This window comes from Elizabethkingia occulta (assembly GCF_002023715.1).
GTDB lineage: Bacteria > Bacteroidota > Bacteroidia > Flavobacteriales > Weeksellaceae > Elizabethkingia > Elizabethkingia occulta.
This window is the reverse complement of record NZ_MAHX01000002.1, coordinates 214475-229668: the sequence shown is the minus strand read 5'-3', so window position 1 is coordinate 229668 and position 15194 is coordinate 214475. Positions and strand designations below refer to the sequence as shown.

General features: G+C 34.4%; 13 protein-coding genes. 4 read left to right on the top strand and 9 right to left on the bottom strand.

Going from position 1 to position 15194, the window contains the following annotated elements; translation table 11 throughout:
• Positions 1 to 440: 440 nt before the first annotated feature.
• The 7 genes from BAZ10_RS19180 to mutY form a co-directional block, all read right to left on the bottom strand.
• Positions 441 to 2081, bottom strand: coding sequence for a fibrobacter succinogenes major paralogous domain-containing protein (locus BAZ10_RS19180; protein WP_245803712.1), 1641 nt, complete (start codon positions 2079 to 2081; stop codon positions 441 to 443).
• Positions 2082 to 2113: 32 nt separating this feature from the next.
• Complete coding sequence (locus BAZ10_RS01050) at positions 2114 to 2302, bottom strand: hypothetical protein (RefSeq protein WP_078770445.1); 189 nt, start codon at positions 2300 to 2302, stop codon at positions 2114 to 2116.
• Positions 2303 to 2892: 590 nt separating this feature from the next.
• A complete protein-coding gene (locus BAZ10_RS01040; RefSeq protein ID WP_185116394.1) occupies positions 2893 to 3825 on the bottom strand; it encodes an NAD(P)H-dependent flavin oxidoreductase in 933 nt (310 codons plus the stop codon).
• 151 nt (positions 3826 to 3976) lie between these two features.
• Positions 3977 to 5350: a peptidylprolyl isomerase gene (locus BAZ10_RS01035; RefSeq protein ID WP_078770444.1), complete on the bottom strand. Its 1374-nt coding sequence runs from the start codon at positions 5348 to 5350 to the stop codon at positions 3977 to 3979.
• A 65-nt stretch (positions 5351 to 5415) separates the two neighbouring features.
• Positions 5416 to 7257, bottom strand: coding sequence for a peptidylprolyl isomerase (locus BAZ10_RS01030; RefSeq protein WP_078770443.1), 1842 nt, complete (start codon positions 7255 to 7257; stop codon positions 5416 to 5418).
• Between the two features lie 42 nt (positions 7258 to 7299).
• The gene (locus BAZ10_RS01025; protein WP_078770442.1) at positions 7300 to 8220 is read right to left on the bottom strand and encodes a PfkB family carbohydrate kinase; all 921 of its coding nucleotides are present in this window, start codon (positions 8218 to 8220) and stop codon (positions 7300 to 7302) included.
• 145 nt (positions 8221 to 8365) lie between these two features.
• Entirely contained in the window at positions 8366 to 9397 is a 1032-nt protein-coding gene (mutY, locus tag BAZ10_RS01020) for an A/G-specific adenine glycosylase (RefSeq protein WP_078770441.1), read from the bottom strand.
• A 47-nt stretch (positions 9398 to 9444) separates the two neighbouring features.
• On the opposite strand from mutY, the gene BAZ10_RS01015 reads away from it, so the two are divergent.
• The 4 genes from BAZ10_RS01015 to BAZ10_RS01000 all read left to right on the top strand — a co-directional run bounded on the left by BAZ10_RS01015 (position 9445) and on the right by BAZ10_RS01000 (position 12890).
• Entirely contained in the window at positions 9445 to 9741 is a 297-nt protein-coding gene (locus BAZ10_RS01015; protein ID WP_009085358.1) for an HU family DNA-binding protein, read from the top strand.
• A gap of 222 nt (positions 9742 to 9963) precedes the next feature.
• The gene (locus tag BAZ10_RS01010) at positions 9964 to 11520 is read left to right on the top strand and encodes an Rne/Rng family ribonuclease (protein WP_045180483.1); all 1557 of its coding nucleotides are present in this window, start codon (positions 9964 to 9966) and stop codon (positions 11518 to 11520) included.
• A 91-nt stretch (positions 11521 to 11611) separates the two neighbouring features.
• On the top strand, positions 11612 to 12412 hold the full coding sequence (locus tag BAZ10_RS01005; RefSeq protein ID WP_078770440.1) for an endonuclease/exonuclease/phosphatase family protein: 801 nt from the start codon (positions 11612 to 11614) through the stop codon (positions 12410 to 12412).
• A 4-nt stretch (positions 12413 to 12416) separates the two neighbouring features.
• A complete protein-coding gene (locus BAZ10_RS01000) occupies positions 12417 to 12890 on the top strand; it encodes a glycosyl-4,4'-diaponeurosporenoate acyltransferase CrtO family protein (RefSeq protein WP_078770439.1) in 474 nt (157 codons plus the stop codon).
• Positions 12891 to 12977: 87 nt separating this feature from the next.
• Here the strand turns inward: BAZ10_RS01000 and BAZ10_RS00995 are convergent, their stop codons facing one another.
• Both BAZ10_RS00995 and BAZ10_RS00990 read right to left on the bottom strand, forming a co-directional pair.
• Positions 12978 to 14567 carry a flotillin family protein gene (locus BAZ10_RS00995; protein WP_035589304.1) on the bottom strand — a complete coding sequence of 530 codons (1590 nt, stop codon included), beginning with the start codon at positions 14565 to 14567 and terminating at the stop codon, positions 12978 to 12980.
• Between the two features lie 4 nt (positions 14568 to 14571).
• A complete protein-coding gene (locus BAZ10_RS00990; RefSeq protein ID WP_078770438.1) occupies positions 14572 to 15144 on the bottom strand; it encodes an NfeD family protein in 573 nt (190 codons plus the stop codon).
• Positions 15145 to 15194 lie beyond the last annotated feature (50 nt).

The following is a 15194-nucleotide window of genomic DNA, read 5'->3' as shown; positions in this document are numbered from 1 at the left end:
GTTTATATTATTCATTTGTTGTTAAAGTCAGATTTTCATCATAAAACTTCATCCCAATAAATTCAATGATATATTAATAACAATTCAGCAGAGACTGCATAATCTTGAACATAAGAATATTTAATAATCAATTCCTATCAGAAGATAAAATTCGATTACAAATTTATATTATATTTCTAAATAATCAAAAATTATAACATTATATAAATATTAATTCAAACATATTATATAATTAATATTTAATATATATTAATATAGTTTTACAGTAAAAAAATAATCAATAATTATTTTAAAAATGAAATTCAAACAAATCATTTAAAATATTCTTTTTTTATTTTATTCTAAATAAAAAACTCCTTTAGCCAAAAAGACTAAAGGAGCTTAAACTCAACATCATTTACAACTACATGTACAACTGCATTATCAACATCATCAACATATTATTTTCTTTTCACACAACGGATACTTTCACCATATTTATAATATTGTCCCGTTCCTATTGTTACCCCTCCGCTATTGAAACTAAAATCATAAAAGTTTTCAGCAGACAATTCAGTACTCGTCCAATATCTTGCCTCTACAGAAGCTTTAACAGCATTATATGTATTACCAAAACCTGCCAAAGGCAAGAATAAATACTTATCATAATCCGCAGGAGCTGGCTGCGTATCAGTTCCAATAAAAATTCCTTTCACACCATTATAATATCCCGGGAATGTATATACATTTTTACCAGCTGAATCAACAACTTCTTTTTGAGTTGGCAATCTCCAACCACCACCATAAGCCGTAACTTTAGCACAAGGATCATCTTCAATACGATACACACTAGTCCCGGTTACATCAGCTGGCAACTTATACGCTTCTGTAACATCTTTAGCTGTTTCTAATGGTTTAACCGCATTAAAATACCAATGATCTCCAAATTCAGATTGATTAGCAGCAAACCCATAATTACCATTATTATAGATAAGGTTAGCCGGAGCCCATATAATATCACCACCGACATCATGTCCGGAAGCCGGAGCCAAGGTAAGAATAAGATTATACCGTACACCAGGAGTTATATTCAATCCTTTTGATCCGCTAATTTTAAAATTAGTTTTTGTAACTCCTGCAATAGTAATAGAAGGAATAATCATTTCTCCGCTTGTTGTTACTGGACTACGCAGAATCGTTGTAGCCTTAACTACCGTACCTGGAAGAGTTCCTATAAAGTTAACAGATGCAGAACCCGCAGCTCCATTCCATATAATATTATTAGCATTAACCGTATTATCGGTATTAAAATAATCTGATATCTTAACATTTGCAGAAGTATAGTTTGGAGATACAACCCCATCACTAATTGCTTCAATATTACCTATAGCAGCAGTATTAATAGTTGTCGTAATTTCACTAAATGCATGCTTAAAAACAACATCTAAATAGTTTGTTCCTTCTGTAATCGTTATAGTCTTTCTGAAAAGCAACAGATCATAATCAGCATTACTTACCTGAATATCATTATAGGCGTAACTGTTTCCTGTAGGGGTAAAATTAGGACTAACCGTATCACTATTAGCAGAAAGACACACAAAAGTCAAAGTTTCACCAACATTTACAGGAAAATGATTCCCTTCTTCCGGTAAATCCTGACCATATATATAATTACGAACTCCCAACCATGAACCGTCTGCCGAATAGACAATAACTCTGTATTTAGTTCCTATTTTTAATTCCTGAGGCCCCGCTGGTACAGCTGCAGCCATTGGAGTAATTGCAGCCTGAGCGGTATTTCTTACCGGAGAAGCTACAGGTGCAAGCGTTGCAATAAGTTTAAAATCTTTATTAAAAGCAACCTCAGAACGTTGTTCTGTCGGTGCTGTAAATTTTTTATTCTCTAGAGATGCCATTTTCATTGCACCATTACCTAAAAGGTTTTGTACACCAGAATCTACTCCCTGCATATTAATTTTCAGAGTAGCCTGTTTATCGCCTCCTCCAGTTATATCATCATTACTCCTACACGAAAAAACCATTATCATTACTAATAAAAGCAATGCTATTCTGCTTATAAATATTGTATTTTTTTTCATCATTTCTCTATCATTTTTTTGTTGTTGTCAGAATGTTACCATTCAATAGTTCTATTGTCATCATCACCCTGGATCCATTCATCCTGGACTACTCCACTATTATTTGGAGGCACAACTCTGGCAGACCCCGCTGCTATTCCCTGTTCCATTTCAACAAAAAAAACTTTTATATCAGGAGAAATGTATTCGCTTTTTTGTACTTTTTCTTTCATTTTTTCTATCATTTATGTTTTATAACTTCATTCGTATTTACACTGATACACCACAAATGTCCTATCAATGGGATATATCAGGAATTATTATTCAAAAAAAAGTCTTTTTTGAAAATGCAAGTAATTGCAAAACAGAAAACTTATAGTTTAGATTTTCGGGGTGCAAAATTACTCATTTATAGCAATTATAAAAAAAGAAATTATATTTAGAACATAATAAAAAATATACATTCCTATTTTTCAAGTAGCTGACCCATATTTCCAAAATACATACCAAACTTTGTATAAAATTCTTAGTATTATATGATAAATTCAAACAGTCATATTACAATAATCTTGCATTCCCTCTGTGAGAAGGCTAAAACAAAATAAATAAAATTTAAACTAGATTATTATGAATACCATAATGTATAATTACTCTGGAACACAAAGAGATTTAAAAAAAAATCTGATAGATTAAAATTATAACAACAATTGTTTCTATAAAATAAAATTCCCTCAATCTTATAAATTGAGGGAACAATAATTCTTAATCAAAAATATGTGAGTCTGATACTCTTTATGATTCGGGCTATTTTAAAAATGATAATATCAATATCATGTTATAATTCGGGGCAATCAGCCTCCCTAAACTCTTTTAGTAATTTTTCAAATACTTCTTCTACTGATAAAATACTATCTATTAGAGCAGAAGACTGCCCTATTTCTAATTCTCCTTCTTCAAGATCTCCTTCGAACATTCCTTTTTTAGCTCTGGCACGTCCTAAAACAGACCTAAGAGCCTCCTGATCTCTTCCCGATTCATATAATTTTTCGATATCATTATAAAACTTATTTTTAATAAGCCTAACCGGAGCCAGTTCTTTTAATGTCAAATGTGTTCCCCCTTCCTGTGTCTCTACAATCTTTTGTTTAAAATTTTCGTGTGAGGAGGCTTCCTTTGTAGCCGCAAATCGGGACCCTATCTGTACACCTTCAGCTCCTAATAACATCGCAGCCTTAACCTGGGACCCTAAAGCAATGCCACCCGCTGCAATTAAAGGTAAATCAACTTGTCTTCTGACATTAGGAATAAGAGAGAGTGTTGTTGTTTCTTCCCTTCCATTATGTCCACCTGCTTCAAATCCTTCCGCAACTACCGCATCTACACCTGCTTCCTGGCACTTTAATGCAAATTTGACACTGCTTACCACATGTGCTACTTTTATGCCTTCTTTTTTAAGAACCTCTGTATAGGTTTTAGGATTTCCCGCAGATGTAAAAACAATTTTAATTTTTTCTTCCAGAATAATATTAATGATCTCATCCATATTAGGATAGAGCATAGGTATATTTACACCAAATGGTTTATCTGTAGCTGCTTTGCATTTAATTATATTCTCTTTCAGAATATCAGGATACATACTCCCTGCTCCAAGCAAGCCTAAGCCACCGCAGTTGGAAACAGCAGAAGCCAATCTCCAGCCACTGTGCCAGATCATACCGCCTTGTATAATAGGATATTTAATATCAAAAAGTTCTTTAATTCTGTTCATAATATTTAATAATGACAATCGATTTTCAATATACGAAAAACAGCTATTTAATTAGCAAAATAGATAGCTGACTTACTACAATTAGTTGACTGTAAATAAAATCCCTGTAACATTCGCTACAGGGATATTTATTTTAGTTTATTAATCTTTTTTATTTCATTAAAGATTCTCTCTTCCAGTCTGTTTTAAATTTACAGTCTTTATATCTGTTATTAATGGAAATAAAGGTATCTGGTAGTTTAGATTTAATCCACTGATCTACAATATTTCCTTTTTTCTGGTTCAGGGCTATAGACTTTATACGTTCATAGTCCGTTGTAATATCCAGAGTGTGTGCAGGTACAATATCATTAATTTGAATCAGCTCAATTGCTTTTTTCTTACTCTGCCCTTCTTCAATTTCATAAGGCTCAGTAATATCTCCCTTATTAAGACCTGCTATCTGATAAGCATCTACAGGATCCATTTTTGTTTTCTCAAGATTATCAGAACCATCCTGACCAGTCATTACACCTGCATTAAACTTGGTAGTTTTATCATCAGAATACTTTAAAGCAGCATCTTTAAATGAAATAGTACCATCAACTATCTGTGTTTTAACTTTTTGCAATTCAGTTTTAGCAGCTTTTATTTCTTCAGCATTAGGAGTGCTGGCAATAAGAATATGTCTTACATCGTAGATTTTACCAGATTTCTTAATCAACTGAATGATGTGGTAACCGTATTCTGTTTCCACAGGATCGGAGATTTCTCCTTCCTGAAGGTTTAAGGCTGCAGCTTCAAATGGTTTTACCATCATCCCCTTTGCAACATTAGCAATAAGACCTCCATTAGAAGCTGAACCCGGATCTTCAGAATAAATTCTTGCTTGGTTTTCGAAAGATTCACCACCCTGGATGGCAGCTTTTATTTTCTTTAGCTTATCAATAATTTCCTGTTTGTGAGCATCTGTCAATTTAGGATACATGATAATTCTGCTTAGCTTAACTTCATCATTTACCTGAGGCAACTGAGTTTTATAAGTATCATAAAAAGCAGAAACTTCACTTGGCGTAATATCCACACCTTTAGTGATTAATTTATACTTTTCACCTTGGTAATACTGCTCCGAAGAGATCTTCTCAATAGCTGCTTTGAATTCGTATGCTGTACGGTATTTATAAGCAGCAAGCATATCTTTTTCAGAAGGGAAACCAGAAAGCATTTGCTGGAATCTGTTATCCGCATCAGCTTTTAATTCTTTACTTCTGTTCTGAATAAGGGTATCTTTTTTTGCATGAAAAAGCAAAAGTTTATTGTGAATAATACTCTCTATAATTTCACATTTATCCCCTACCGGCGACCCTTGTTGTTTGGACATGTTGATGTATTCTTCAATATCAGATTCCAAAACAATCTCATTACCAATTACCGCAGCAATACCATCGACTAATTGTCCCTGTTTTAACTGAGCTTTTAGTAGTGTACCTGCAAAAGTGGTTACAAGGAAACTAAGGATAAAGAAAAAACGAAAGTTTTTTGTCATATCTATTTTTTATAATGGTGCAAAATTAGAATTCTGCCCGAATTAAACCTTATTTTTTATTATAATTATTTCTTAAAATTCTTTTGTAGTGCTGATACAAATCCAGGTTCGATTGTTATCTTTGCCTTAGATTTTAAATCTGCAAGAATCTTTTTAATCTGCTCAGATGTAACCAGTTCTTCAAGCTCACCTGATTCTTCAGCTTCTTTCTGAGTCATAACTCCTGCCGGAAGAATTTCATCGTTTGCAATAACCAGAGTTCTCCCTCCTATTTTAGCAGTATAAACACCCGTTTTGAAAGGTACATTATATTTTTTGAAAACTTCTGCAGATTCTACCATCTCACCTTCATTGAAGTTAGCAAGAGGTTGTTTTTTATCGTTTGTCTTCCCTTTGTATTCAGCCTGTAATTTTTCCCAATCAGCAGGATTCTTTATTGCCTTCACAAATTTATCAACATCCGCTTCATTACCTGGGATAACGACTCTTCCTTTAGCTGCTGCTTCTTTTTTAAACTGATCTTTATGCTTGTTATAATAATCCGCAGACCATTCTGGGTGAAGTGAAATTTCTTTTTTTAGATATTCTGCATAGAAATAATTGGAATACAGATTCTTTTTAATATCCTCAAGGTGATTTTTAACTTCAGGTCTGTTTTCAAATTCAACGGTATAAGCTCTCATCAGGAAATTTCTACCCATCATATCTACTAATTGTCCCCACTTCTTGTTGTCCATTTTTTCGACATCAGCAGTATGGTCTTTAATCTGAGTTTTAAAATCTCCTACAGTAAACTGTTGACCATTGTAAGTATACAATGCCTCTTTATCGTTTACCAGTTTTTTAAATTCTGCATAAGAAGCTTTTGCTTTACCTGCAGCTCCAGATTCCTTATAGCCCGGAGATTTTTTCAGTTTATCTATAAATGCATCATAAAAAGCATTTCCATACTGAGAATTCATCATATCCGTGAAGAAGAACTCTTTTGTATCCGGAGTTATCTGATAAGGTCTCTTTGAATAAATATTGAATATAAACCATTTATTTTCAATAAGAATAGGTGTTTTTGTATAATCACCCTCTTTAAGAGTTTTTAGTTGTGCATAAGCCTCTTCCGGTAAAATAGGAGATCCCATTACAACACCACCATTCTTTTTCTCGTTGTCATTACTTCCGAATTCCGCAGTAACCTCATTAAACTTTTTACCAGAAGCTAAAGCTTTATAAATTTCAGTTTTTGCTTTTTCCGAATTCGCATCATTAGGATACGATAATGTTCCGAAAATAAGATATCCTAAAGAAGGTCTTTCACCTACAACCTTTACGAACATTACATTATCCGGAGTATCAATTAATTTTGAATAACCTCCTATAGAAAGTTTTTGTACATCAGCTTCCAGTTCAGCGCTCAATACACCAGCTTTAATATACAAAGGCTTAGCGTCTCCTTTTGCTTCTGTCTGGATCGCCTGATCCATGGTCATTTTTCCTAACCTTACATCATTATAAATCTTTTGGAAATCTTTCTTTACACCCTCTTCTTTTTTAGCAAAGAAAACCTGAATCTGCTTTTCTTTTTGACTGGCAGCCATATAATCGTTTAGGAACTTAGTTTCTAATTCCTTTGGATAATAACTTTCTTTCTTTAATTCGTTAAGACGCGTACCAATCTGGGCTCTGAAATTCTGAGTTGTATCTGCCTTTAGGGATCTAGAAAAATCCTGAATCAGTTTAAAATTAATATAGGAATCAATTGTTTGATCTATTCCCTGATTCTTCAGTCCCACTTCATATTCTTTTGAAAATTTTGCAACAGGCATTGCATCATTATTAATAACTATGCTTTGTGCAAAGCCTAAATGCGCTGCAGCTACAGTTAGCAGGGAGATTAAAGATTTAGTTTTCATGTATCTGATGTAAGTATTTAATAAAACCTGAAAAACCGGTGATTAAACCAGTTCTTCAAATGTTGTTAGTTCTTTAAATTGCTTAATTCTTTCTTTAAGCATTGCAGGAGTTACAGTCTGTATTTTTTCTGTCCCGAATTGTTCTACTGTAAATGAAGCTAAAGCACTTCCCACAATAAGAGCTGTTTTCATGCTTTCGAAATCAAACTTCTCACATTTAGCAAGGTGTGCTACAAATCCTCCTGCAAAAGTATCTCCGGCTCCTGTAGGATCGAAAACATCTTCTAATAATAAAGCAGGAATAGCAAATACTTTTCCGTCTTCGAAAAGAAGTGCCCCGTGTTCTCCTTTCTTAATGATTACATATTTAGGACCCAGAGCATGAATTTTCTTAGCAGCTTTTACTAAAGAATACTCTCCGGACAATTGTCTTGCTTCCTCGTCATTAATTGTAATAACGTCTGTTTTTGCAATAACATCCATTAGCAAATCCCATGTAAGGTCCATCCAGAAATTCATTGTATCCAAAACAACTAACTTCGGACGCACTTTCATTCTTTCTAGAACTGCCAGCTGAACTGCAGGGTGCAAGTTTCCAAGCATTAATATCTCTGCATCGGCTCCACCTTCAGGAATCTTTGGATCGAAATTTTCTAATACATTTAGCTCAGTAGCCAAGGTATCACGGGTATTCAAATCATTATGATATTTACCTGCCCAGAAAAAAGTTTTACCACCTTCAACAACTTCAACGCCATCTACATTGATATTTTTCCCCTTCATCATGTCCAGATATTCATCAGGAAAGTCGCCTCCTACAACTGAAACCAAATGTACATCAGTGTCGAGAACAGAAGCCGCCAATCCGATATAAGTTGCTGCTCCGCCTAATATTTTATCTGTTTTACCAAATGGTGTTTCGATAGCATCAAAAGCTACAGTACCTACTGAAAGAAGTTTCATTTTCTATTATTCTAAAATTTTGTTTTAATATTTTTTCCCATAAGTCTCGTATGCAATCTTTTAATAATAAATAAAACTGCAAAAAGAACTTATTTTTTAAGCATCCGGCAAAAATAGCTATTTTATAATTATCGTTGTAAAAAAACTAATCCCATTCCTGAATAATCTTCTCTAATGGTTTAGGAAAAGATTTTTTATGAGATTCCTCTATATCAACAATTATATAATTACCACTAGCGCAAAGTTTCTCGAAACTCTTTTTATCTCTTAACTCTACCCTTCTGAAAGCAATATTCAGTGTTTTATGGGTAAGTTTGTGCTGTACTGTTTTTTCAGAAACAATATAATCTTTTAATTCATCCGGAATTTCATTCGGAAATTCATAGAGTTTTTTCCATATAAAACTTTCATCCCGCTGCCTGATCAGAAAATGTTCTCCATATTTCACAAAATAATAATGCAGATTCAGTATTTCTACTTTTACTTTTTTCGATTTAACGGGTAATTCCTGTATTCGATTTGTGGCATAAGCCAAACATTCTTCATTTACCGGGCAATTTAGACAATCAGGATTCTTTGGTTTACAAACCTGAGAGCCAATATCCATAACGGCCTGATTAAAATCACCCGGACGATTTTTATCTACAAAAGGCAAGATCAGATCATAGAAGTAAGAATACGCTCTAGGCGAAGCTATATCGAAATCATCTGCTAATATTCTGGAGAAAACACGATAGAAGTTACCATCTATAGCTGGTACTCTTTCTCCGTAACTAATGCTGGCAATAGCAGCTGCCGTATATTTTCCAACTCCTTTCAGATTCTGAAGACCAGCAAATGTATTGGGAAAATCACCCTTATATTCTTCCATAATCTGGTGAGAAGCTTTATGCAGATTGAGCGCCCGGGAATAATACCCCAAACCTTTCCAATACAACAAAACCTCGTCGTTTTCGGCCTCATGTAGTTCTTTTACAGTCGGAAACCTTTTTATAAAATTGACATAATGATTCCATCCCTGCTCAACTCTCGTCTGCTGAAGAATGATTTCTGATATCCATATATTATATGGTTTTTGGGTTTCCCGCCACGGCAAATTACGACTGTGGAGATCATACCAGGAAAGAATTTTTCGGGTAAGTTTCAGGAAATAAGCTTTTTCTATATTATTTTTCAAAAAAATATTTTATCTTTGCAGTCCAAAAATAAAAACAAAATTCGAAAATGACAAAAGCTGAATTGGTGAACACCATCTCCAATAAACTAGGGGTAGAAAAGAATGATACGCAGAAAGTTATTGAAGCGTTTATGCAGGAAATCAAAACTTCTCTTTACAACAACGATAATGTATATTTAAGAGGTTTTGGATCTTTTGTTATTAAAACTCGTGCTGCAAAGACTGGTAGAAACATTTCTAAGAATACAGCTATCGAAATCCCTGCACACAATATCCCTTCTTTCAAACCTTCAAAAATGTTTGCTGAGAAAGTAAAAACTAAAGTGAAAGTAGAAAATAAATAATTGTTATTAATAAAAATTTTTAAACTATGCCTAGCGGAAAAAAAAGAAAGAGACACAAGGTAGCGACTCACAAGAGAAAAAAAAGAAGAAGATTAAATAGACACAAAAAGAAAAAATAATCTTTTTTAGTTTTTTAATAAAATATAATATAGTTAGTGTTTTATTTATTATCTTCACTAGCTATATTTTTATTTTATAAACGGTTAGTCATAACCATATTTTATGAAGAAAGAACTGATTATTTCACATGAAGATGACACCTCTAAAATAGCCCTGCTGGAAGATGGTCGTTTGTTCGAACTACATCAGGAAGAACAGAACAATCAGTTTGTAGTAGGTGATCTTTTTCTGGGTAAAATAAAAAAACTCGCTCCCAATTTAAATGCAGCTTTCGTAAGCATAGGTTACGAAAAGGATGCTTTTTTGCATTATCTGGATTTGGGACCACAGATTCTTTCCTATCAGAAATTTGTAAAAGATACTATTTCTAAAAAACAACAGAACTCCAGTCTGAAAAATTTTGCCGTACAAAAGGAAATTCCTAAAGACGGTACTATAGACAAGGTTTTAGCGGCCGGAGACAGTGTACTTTTACAAATTACTAAAGAGCCAATTTCTACCAAAGGTCCACGGATTTCTACACAGATTTCCTTAACCGGACGTTTTCTGGTACTAATTCCATTCGACAACAAAGTTTCTATTTCCAAAAAGATTAAAAACAATCAGGAAAAAGAACGTCTGAAGATGCTTATAGAAAGTATAAGACCCGAAGGTTTCGGAGTTATAATCCGTACCGTTGCTGAAGGAAAAAAAGTAGCAGAACTGCACAATGATATGAACCAGCTAATTACCAAATGGGAAAGCTGTTTCAAAAACATTCAGAAAAATAAAGTTCCGTCAAAAGTTCTGAGCGAAGAAGACAAAGCTTCTGCTATACTTCGGGACAATTTTAATCAGGACTTTGTAAATATCATATGCGATGATGAGCAAATGGTGAATGATATGAAGAACTATCTGGAAGTTATAGCTCCGGAAAGTAAGAATATTGTTCAGCTTTATGATTCTCACATCCCACTCCTGGAATACTATAATGTAGAAAAACAGCTAAAACAGTCCTTTGGCAAACATGTAAACATCCCAAGCTCAAAGGGTGCTTATCTGGTTGTTGAACATACTGAAGCTTTACACGTTATAGATGTTAATTCAGGAAACAATATTTCTGCCAGCCAGACCAATAAGCTTCACGCATTAAACGTGAACAAAATGGCAGCTACAGAAATTGCCCGACAGCTTAGGCTACGGGATATGGGTGGTATTATCGTTATAGATTTTATTGACATGACGGATCCTGAGCACAGGAAAGAACTCTTTGAACATCTGAAGGAAGAAATGAAGCGGGACAAAGCAAGGCACAAAATTCTTCCACCTAGTAAATTTGGATTAATACAAATTACAAGACAACGTGTCCGCCCTGAAAAACAGATCGAAACTAAAGAGGAAAACCCTAACAAAGATGGCGAAATTGTAGCCCCTATTGTTACTGTAGAAAAGATGGAAGAAGCAATCCGCAGCTTCCTGACTAACGAAAAAGGAAGATTGTACTTGCACGTACATCCTTTTGTAGAAGCTTATCTTACCAAAGGTGTAATGAGCATACAGAACAAGTGGTTTTTACGCTATAAGAAATGGGTTACTGTTATCCCTCGCGATTCCTTTAAATATTTGGAATACGCCTTATACAATTCGAAAAAGAAAGAGTTAATGAGCGACTCTAATTAAAAAAATACAAAGCTCCGGAATTCCGGAGCTTTTTTTATGCTCTTTATTTTCAGCAATTTCCTATCTTCGGCATACTAAAAACTTAATAAACATGATACAATCAATCAGAAAAGCTATTACAGGCTCTTTTCTGCTGTTATTTTGCTTTGGACTGCTCCAAGCTCAGGAAATCAAGGTACTTACCTACAACATCTATCATGGCGAAAAAAACTATGAAAGAGGAAAAAGCAATCTCGAAGCTATTGCAGCTGTTATCAATGAATACAAACCCGATTTTGTTGCCATGCAGGAAGTAGACAGCATGACTGTAAGAACTGCCACATTCAATAGCGGCGTACGCAAAGATCTGGTACAGGAATTGGCGAAATTAACAGGAATGTACGGACACTTTGGAAAAGCAATGAATTACGATAATGGGGGTTATGGTGAAGGTATTCTATCCCGATTTCCTGATAAACCTACTGTTTACCAACTGCCAATTCCTAAAGGAGGAGAAGAAAGAACGCTAATTACGATACAACACACTTTCCCAAATGGTCAAAAAATTATTTTTGGAGGTACTCATTTATGCCATGAATTTGAAGAAAACCGGATAGCACAAGCTAAACAAGTTGCTTCTATTGCTACAACTAAGGGCGTTCCAGCGGTTATACTCGGTGATTTCAATATCACTCCGGATAGCAAACCTTACAAAGCAATTACAGCTAAAATGAATGATGCTGCTATATTACATGGTAATCCACAACTTACTTTCCCCTATCATAAGCCTAAATACAGATTAGATTATATTTTCCTGAATAAAAACAGCAAGTGGAAAGTAAAAGATGTAAAAGTTATTAAAAATGATGCTTCAGACCACATGCCGGTTCTGGTGACTCTAAGCTTGGAGTAATATTATGAAAATAGTATTAGCTTATTTAATGTTTAGCATTTCCATCACGTTTATTTCCTGGATTGTCGGGATGATTATTAATGCTTTATTAAAAAAGACAGCTTCCTACAATCAGGAACTTGTAAATTTTAATTTTATTAAAAGCGAAAAACTGAATAAAGCTATAGGAATTGGAATTATCAAATGGATTGTGAAAAATACATTCTTTAAGTTTTTCAATCCAAAACTAAAATTTAGCCGAAGTGTTGATCTTACTGAATTAAAAACAATACGTAATGAAATGACTAAGTCTGAGATTGAACATTTAATTGCTTTTGTATTTGCTTCTTTTTTTGCTATTGTTAAATTTTATAATCACAATTATTTATTTTGTTTAATAATCATGATAGTAAATATATTAATGAATCTATATCCATCATTACTACAACAGCAGAATAAAAGAAGGATTGATAAACTAGAGATAAAGTTTCAGAAATAAAATCACCATTTTTTACTAGTAAAAAATAATATATAATTATTAAGGCCGGAATAATTTCTGGCCTTAATATGATTAATAATCACTTTTCTATTTCTGTTCAGGATTCTGACCTTCATCTTTTTTATCCTGAGGTTTATCCCTCATATCATCAAAATTCTTTTTTTCCTGAGCCTTTTGTTCAATAATCTTAACAATTTCTTTCTCTTCAGGTTTACCTTTCAGATAGCTTGGAAGATTTAGCCCTGCCATATTGAAAAGATCGTTCAACGGTGGTACAGATTTCATCATACCCGATACAAAATTTGCTGTAGAGGTATTCCCGTTTTCATTATTGCCATTACCATCCCATACTGTAACTTTATCAATCTTAATACCTTTAACCGCTTCAACCTGCGTTTTAACCAATTCAGGTAATTTCTCTAAGATCAATAACTGGAATGCGCTGTTTGTATCACCACCTGCTGCTCTAACAACCTGATCGTAACCTTCAGCCTGCTTCGTCAGAATTTCATATAAACCTTTTGCCTCAGCTTCCATTTTTGCATAAATAGCATCAGCTTCCCCTTTTGCCTGAAGTCTTATCTTTTCAGCTTGTGCCTGTGCTTCGATAATGGCTTTTTGTTTAGCAATTTCAGCAGGTACAACAATATTCGCATTCTGTGTAGAGCGCTCTCTTTCTGCACGCGCAGCTTCTGCTTTCTGTTCTGCAACATAAGATTCTTCCAAAGCTTTTGCCGCCTGTACTTTTTCTGCAGCTGTAGCCAGTTTTAAAGCTTCTGCTTCTCTTTCTCTTCTTTCTGCATCAGAATTCGCAATAGTAATTTTAGCTTCGTTTTCCCCTCTTACAGCCAGGGAGTTAGCCATTGAAGTCGCAATCCTTGCATCTCTTTCTGCTTCAGCTTTACCAATTGCCTGGTCTTTATCTGCAGCAGCAATACTTACTTCTTTATCCTTACTTGTAATTGCAATTTTTACATCACGGTCTCTGTTGAATTCTGCAATTTGAATATCTTTTTGACGGTCTGCATCTGCTTTACCGGTTTCCCCCATTTTTTCCTGCTCAGCGACACTTACTTTAGCCTCGTTTATTGCTTTTGCTGCAGCTTCTTTACCAAGAGCTTCGATATAACCGGATTCGTCTTTAATATCTGTAATGTTTACGTTGATTAATTTAAGACCAATTTTCTTCAATTCAGTATCTACGTTATTCGAGATATTCTCCAATAACTTATCTCTGTCCGAGTTAATTTCTTCAATTGTCATCATCGCAATAACCAAACGAAGCTGACCAAAAAGGATATCTTTAGACAATTCCTGAATCTGCTCAGGTGAAAGCCCTAACAACCTTTCAGCAGCATTCCCCATACTATCAGGCTCTGTACTGATTGCAATTGTAAAACGACACGGAACATCCACACGGATATTCTGACGGGAAAGAGCGTTCGTTAGATTAGCTTCAATAGACATAGGTTTCAGATCCAGGTATGCAAAATCCTGAATTACCGGCCAGATAAATGCACCACCTCCATGAATACATCTTGCTGACTTACCTCCCGTTCTTCCGTAAATAACTAATATTTTGTCCGATGGACAACGCTTGTAGCGTGAAATAAGCGCAATAAATGTAACAAAGAGTACAACTACTGCTACAATAACCAATGTAAATTCTCCCAACATACTTTTAATTTAATTTCTTAACGATTAATATTTTGTCTTTAATTTTTTCAACAATAACGGAAGTGCCTGAAGCCAATCTATCACCTCCCTCTGTCATAGCATCCAGCTCGTGGTGAGCACCTTTTACGCTAATCTGTACCTTTCCTTTTCCATTCATGTTTTCAGGGATAGGAATGTAAACCTGCCCACTGGCATTCACCAGATTTTCTATATTGAAAGTATTATCTTCCGAAAGCTTCATAATCTGCTGAATCATTAGAAAGAAGAGGTATACAAAAAGGCAGCCTACAAACGTAGCAAGCACTATTAGTAAAAACCTGTTTCCTATTGTATTGTAAAAAACGGCTCCTGTCCAGCCGAATCCCAGCATAAAGTTGATAAGATTACGAAATGAGAAAAACTGAAATGGAGCATCTACATGATCCAGATCTCCACTGAAGTCAGCATTAATTCCGTCGGCATCATGTCCGCCGGCAAAAGTCATAATCGATTGTATGACAAATATTCCACTACTAATGAGTGCAACATACCAAAAACCTTTCTCTAAAGGTGCCAATCCGTTTAAAAATTCAAGCATATTAATGTTTTTTCAGTGTTTTCAACAAATATAATATTTTCTGTGAATTA

What these genes read in the sequence shown, in the direction of transcription:
- BAZ10_RS01040 (WP_185116394.1), bottom strand. Translation starts at nt 3,825, where the DNA reads ATGAACAGAATTAAAGAACTTTTTGATATTAAATATCCTATTATACAA.
- BAZ10_RS00990 (WP_078770438.1), bottom strand. Translation starts at nt 15,144, where the DNA reads ATGCTTGAATTTTTAAACGGATTGGCACCTTTAGAGAAAGGTTTTTGG.
- BAZ10_RS01005 (WP_078770440.1), top strand. Translation starts at nt 11,612, where the DNA reads ATGATACAATCAATCAGAAAAGCTATTACAGGCTCTTTTCTGCTGTTA.
- BAZ10_RS00995 (WP_035589304.1), bottom strand. Translation starts at nt 14,567, where the DNA reads ATGTTGGGAGAATTTACATTGGTTATTGTAGCAGTAGTTGTACTCTTT.
- BAZ10_RS01050 (WP_078770445.1), bottom strand. Translation starts at nt 2,302, where the DNA reads ATGATAGAAAAAATGAAAGAAAAAGTACAAAAAAGCGAATACATTTCT.
- BAZ10_RS01035 (WP_078770444.1), bottom strand. Translation starts at nt 5,350, where the DNA reads ATGACAAAAAACTTTCGTTTTTTCTTTATCCTTAGTTTCCTTGTAACC.
- BAZ10_RS01010 (WP_045180483.1), top strand. Translation starts at nt 9,964, where the DNA reads ATGAAGAAAGAACTGATTATTTCACATGAAGATGACACCTCTAAAATA.
- BAZ10_RS01015 (WP_009085358.1), top strand. Translation starts at nt 9,445, where the DNA reads ATGACAAAAGCTGAATTGGTGAACACCATCTCCAATAAACTAGGGGTA.
- BAZ10_RS01030 (WP_078770443.1), bottom strand. Translation starts at nt 7,257, where the DNA reads ATGAAAACTAAATCTTTAATCTCCCTGCTAACTGTAGCTGCAGCGCAT.
- BAZ10_RS01025 (WP_078770442.1), bottom strand. Translation starts at nt 8,220, where the DNA reads ATGAAACTTCTTTCAGTAGGTACTGTAGCTTTTGATGCTATCGAAACA.
- BAZ10_RS19180 (WP_245803712.1), bottom strand. Translation starts at nt 2,081, where the DNA reads ATGATGAAAAAAAATACAATATTTATAAGCAGAATAGCATTGCTTTTA.
- BAZ10_RS01000 (WP_078770439.1), top strand. Translation starts at nt 12,417, where the DNA reads ATGAAAATAGTATTAGCTTATTTAATGTTTAGCATTTCCATCACGTTT.